6 protein-coding genes and 1 pseudogene are annotated in these 4,312 nt (G+C 39.8%); 4 read left to right on the top strand and 3 right to left on the bottom strand.

The window, feature by feature from the left end:
- Positions 1–198 precede the first annotated feature (198 nt).
- Positions 199–651, bottom strand: coding sequence for an SRPBCC family protein (locus tag O9323_RS20940; RefSeq protein WP_130758561.1), 453 nt, complete (start codon positions 649–651; stop codon positions 199–201).
- A gap of 104 nt (positions 652–755) precedes the next feature.
- On the opposite strand from O9323_RS20940, the gene O9323_RS20935 reads away from it, so the two are divergent.
- The 3 genes from O9323_RS20935 to O9323_RS20925 all read left to right on the top strand — a co-directional run bounded on the left by O9323_RS20935 (position 756) and on the right by O9323_RS20925 (position 2,496).
- Positions 756–1,118 (top strand): cupin domain-containing protein, encoded by a 363-nt coding sequence (locus O9323_RS20935; protein WP_002774317.1) that lies wholly within the window; start codon positions 756–758, stop codon positions 1,116–1,118.
- A 5-nt stretch (positions 1,119–1,123) separates the two neighbouring features.
- Positions 1,124–1,969, top strand: coding sequence for a prephenate/arogenate dehydrogenase (locus O9323_RS20930; RefSeq protein WP_288125707.1), 846 nt, complete (start codon positions 1,124–1,126; stop codon positions 1,967–1,969).
- Positions 1,970–2,037: 68 nt separating this feature from the next.
- The gene (locus O9323_RS20925) at positions 2,038–2,496 is read left to right on the top strand and encodes a nitrate reductase associated protein (protein WP_016516966.1); all 459 of its coding nucleotides are present in this window, start codon (positions 2,038–2,040) and stop codon (positions 2,494–2,496) included.
- A 108-nt stretch (positions 2,497–2,604) separates the two neighbouring features.
- Here O9323_RS20925 and O9323_RS20920 read toward each other — a convergent pair whose 3' ends face one another.
- Complete coding sequence (locus O9323_RS20920; protein WP_002738067.1) at positions 2,605–2,796, bottom strand: DUF2949 domain-containing protein; 192 nt, start codon at positions 2,794–2,796, stop codon at positions 2,605–2,607.
- A gap of 269 nt (positions 2,797–3,065) precedes the next feature.
- On the opposite strand from O9323_RS20920, the gene O9323_RS20915 reads away from it, so the two are divergent.
- Positions 3,066–4,043 (top strand): glycosyltransferase, encoded by a 978-nt coding sequence (locus O9323_RS20915; protein WP_288125706.1) that lies wholly within the window; start codon positions 3,066–3,068, stop codon positions 4,041–4,043.
- 68 nt (positions 4,044–4,111) lie between these two features.
- Here the strand turns inward: O9323_RS20915 and O9323_RS20910 are convergent.
- Positions 4,112–4,312, bottom strand: a pseudogene (locus tag O9323_RS20910) (GDP-mannose 4,6-dehydratase); the annotation flags it as partial.

Raw genomic sequence — 4,312 nt, 5'->3', positions numbered from 1 at the left:
AATACAGTGAGTTCTTTTCTTCTTCCGTGAATTCTAGGTTAATCATGTTTTTAATGAGTGCTTTGCTTCTAATTATGACTCTTAAACTATACTATTGTCCTTGAGTAAAAAATGCAAGTTGCAGCCGTGCAAAGTATAGTCGGTGACTGACTAGAGCCATCGGACAAAAAATAAATTCCCTAACTGCGGATGATTAGCTCACCTTGGCGGCGTATTATTGACAATATTGAGCGCATAAAGGCGAAAACGCTCTAGATCAGCTTGCAGGGTTGATTCCACCACTCGACCGAGGAAAAGATTATCCATCAATTTTCCTAACCAACCCGGTATAGCATAGGCTGCTGTCAGTCGCACAATACTCTTACCATGACGGTCATAAAAACGAATCGCCCCGCGGTTAGGCAACCCGTCCACGGATTCCCATTGAATCATCTGGTGGGGGACAATTTTCATTATCCGTGACAACCAAGTAAATTCTAGACCACCACTGGCTAACTTCCAACGGGAAAGCTCTGGCTCCTCCTCTAGAATTTTCACCGATTCGATCCATTTCATCCAGTGGGGCATTTGTTCTAAATCTGACCAGAGTTCCCAAACCAGATCGATCGGCGCGTCCACTTCTACCTGTACACTATGTTCTAACCAAGTCATTCGTTAATTCTGGCGATGCTGAATATTTCTATGATAACGGCTATTAGTCTGTAGCTTTTCACTCAATGATAAAATAAAAACAATCTTCGAGGTTTAATTTTACTATGTTAATCAGAAAACTGCTCGAATGTCAGGAATTCATCGCCGGTGATCATACCCGATTGCGTGAGTTATTGCATCCCGATAAACAGCCGTTAAATCTACGTTATAGTTTAGCCCACGCGCGGGTAGATGTGGGGGAAACTTCTACTCCCCACGCTTTAAAAACTGCGGAAGTTTATTATATTCTGCAAGGACAAGGAGAAATGCACATCGATGAGGAAGTGCAATTAGTGACTGTCGGTGCTGCCATTTATATACCTCCTCTTGCTAAACAATATATTCATAATTGTGGAGAGGAACCCTTAATTTTCCTGTGCATTGTTGATCCAGCTTGGCGACTGGAAGACGAAATTATCTTTGAGTAAAAATAATGAATATTGGGATTATTGGACTGGGTTTAATTGGTGGTTCCTTGGGGTTAGATTTCCGCGCACAAGGTTATAAGGTTTTGGGAGTTTCCCGTCAACCATCCACTTGTGATATCGCTGTACAAAAAGGAGTGGTAGATGAATCTAGTATCAATTTAGAATTATTAGCCACTGCCGATTTAATCTTTATTTGTACTCCCATACATTTAATTGTGCCAACTTTGCAAAAATTAACTCCCTATTTAAAAACCGAAGCCATTGTCACCGATGTGGGATCAGTTAAAGGGGCAATTGTGGACAATTGTAGTCAATTATGGCCGAATTTTGTCGGTAGTCATCCCATGGCTGGGAAAACCGAACAGGGAATTAATGCTGCACAATTGGGTTTATTTGTCGATGCCCCATATCTGATTACTCCCCTTGAATCTACTCCTAACTTTGCCGTGCAAATCCTAACCGAAATAGTAGAAAAATTAGGCTGTAAAATTTATTATTCTTCCCCCGAAGAACACGATCGAGCCGTGGCATGGATTTCCCATCTGCCAGTAATGATTAGTACCAGTTTAATCCAAGCTTGTGGGAAAGAACAAGACCCGAATATTCGCAAATTAGCAGAAAATTTAGCTAGTTCTGGTTTTCGCGATACCAGTCGCGTCGGTGCTGGCAATCCCGAATTAGGTTTAATGATGGCTAAATACAATCGTCAAGCTTTATTGATATCCTTGAAAAATTATCGTCAAAATCTTGATCAAATTATTGACTATATTGCAGGAGAAAAATGGCAGGAACTAGAAGAAATTCTCATATCGAGTCATCAATATCGAGCCAATTTTCTTCAATCAAAATAACATTTTTTCTAACAATTATACCCCAGCACTGTATTATAGATTTATCCTCAGTAAATCAATGAAATAATATGAACACCTTTTTTGACTTTGAAGCCGAATTTGTTGACTCCTTACGTTGCATACCGATGGCCGTGAGAATGAAACTAGATACCTGTGGAGTTAAATTAAAATTATCCCATTGGATGCAGTTGAGTCAACCAGAAAGAATGGTGTTAGTTAATATGGCTTGTACGACGGCAGCAGAAGCTGCAATTTATCGAGATTTTCTACAAAAATTAATCACGGAAAAAACTGGCAATCCCGCAGGAGAACTAGCAATAGATCCCCATCCTCCTTGGCTAGATGATAGCCAGATTCCTGATACAGTCCGAGAAAAAGCTAGAGAATTACAGATTGAAATTAGTTTAGAACAATGGCAAAAATTGCAACCATTCCAACGTTTTGCCCTGATTAAACTCAGTCGTCCCAGTCACGAAAATCTCAACTTTTATCCAGCCCTCAAAGAGTTCCATATAGTCGATGTCTAACTCAAGAACCTATGCCAGATTAATTAAGTCCCTTCCTATCTTACTATCATGACAAGCAAAACGGCGATCGAGTCGATAAATTAGTATTTTAGACCAGATCGATCTCGATTATACCGTTTCCATCCAGTCAAAAACTTGATTCAATTGCGACAAATCAATTAAACCGTACTGCCATAAAACCATCGGCAAAGAACCCACCGATGCTTCACAGAGACGCACAGCCATATCGAGGGAACGGGGGGAAATTGCTAATTTTTCCAAGAGGAAAGTGCGGAGTTGTTTTTGTTGATGAGCTTCCATGATTAAAGATCATTTATAATTACAATCTGATTATTGAATAACTTATCCTTTATTAAAAAGAGATGCTTCCCTCACGGGGATCACCCAATTGGGTGATTTTGTCCAGCAATCGCAATAATTTAAGAGTTTATCTATAATATGTCCTACTATCCCGAAATTGCTAGTGGGGATATCAACACTTTCTTTACTTAGAAAAACGATAAAGGGGAACTTTTAGGATAAGCTATTGATAACCTAGTTTTTGCTCGAGTAGGAGAGAATTGCCCCCAATGAGTCATGCTCCTCAAGTTTCCGTGATTATTCCTTGCTATAATCAAGGTCGCTATCTTGATGATGCGATCGCATCTGTTTTAGTGCAAACATACCAAAGTTTTGAAATCCTTGTCATTGATGATGGATCCACAGAACCAGAAACCATCGAGGTTTTACAAAATTATCAACAGCCAAAAACTAGGATCATCCGCACAGAAAATCAAGGGGTTGCCGCAGCCAGAAATCTAGGAATTGCCCAAGCGCAAGGAACTTATATTCTTCCTCTCGATGCCGATGATAAAATTGCCGATTCCTATCTAGAAAAAGCGGTTACTTTGCTAGAAAGTAATCAGCAATTAGGTATAGTTTATTGCGAAGCGGAGTATTTTGGGGATAGACAAGGAACTTGGCCGCTGCCTGAGTATAAATTTCCCGATATATTAGTAGATAATATGATATTTTGCTCCGGTTTGTTTCGGAAATCCGATTGGGAAACTGTGGGGGGATATAATAGCAATTTAATTTATGGTTGGGAAGATCACGATTTCTGGCTATCGCTGATCGAATTAGGTCGAGAAGTCTATCGTATCCCAGAAGTGTTATTTTTCTATCGACAAAAAGCTGATTCTATGAGTCGCTCAATGACCGCAGAACACTATATCTATTCCTACACCCAACTTTTTTATAATCATCCCCAACTTTACTCCCAAAATATCCAAGCCATTTTTGCTGCTTTAGTCACATTAAAAGTTGATATATTCGCTCAGTTGGAACAGGCTAGAGAACGAATTAAACAATTAGAAATTCATGAACAAGAATTGCAACAAGACTTGCAAAAAAACCAATTAGATTATCGAGAAAGAGACGAGGAATTACAAAAAGCTGAGAGTAAAATAGCCGCCATGGAAAAAAGTAAATTCTGGCAAATGAGAAGGGCTTGGATTAAAATGCAAAAATTGCTAGGTTTGCTGGAAAAAGACCCGATTTACTCCTAAAAGTCAGGTAAAAATGGCCATGGATCAAGACGGGGGTGGGTTGCCCTTCCCTAACCCACCCGACTTTGTTAATCGACGGCAATTAAGGAACGATTGCGAAGATAAGCCAAATCTTTTAATAACTGTCCGCTATCACCACCGTTATTAAGATTAATCCCCAAAGCCGCTAAATCCGCATCTACCATTAATTTTACCAGTCCCTCGAACGTCACCGACGGCTGCCAACCTAATTTCTCTCTGGCTTTTGTAGAATCTCCTATCAATAAATC

It is taken from the genome of Microcystis sp. LE19-131.1A, assembly GCF_027532015.1.
Lineage (GTDB): Bacteria > Cyanobacteriota > Cyanobacteriia > Cyanobacteriales > Microcystaceae > Microcystis > Microcystis ichthyoblabe_A.
This window is presented reverse-complemented; position numbering and strand designations above follow the sequence as displayed.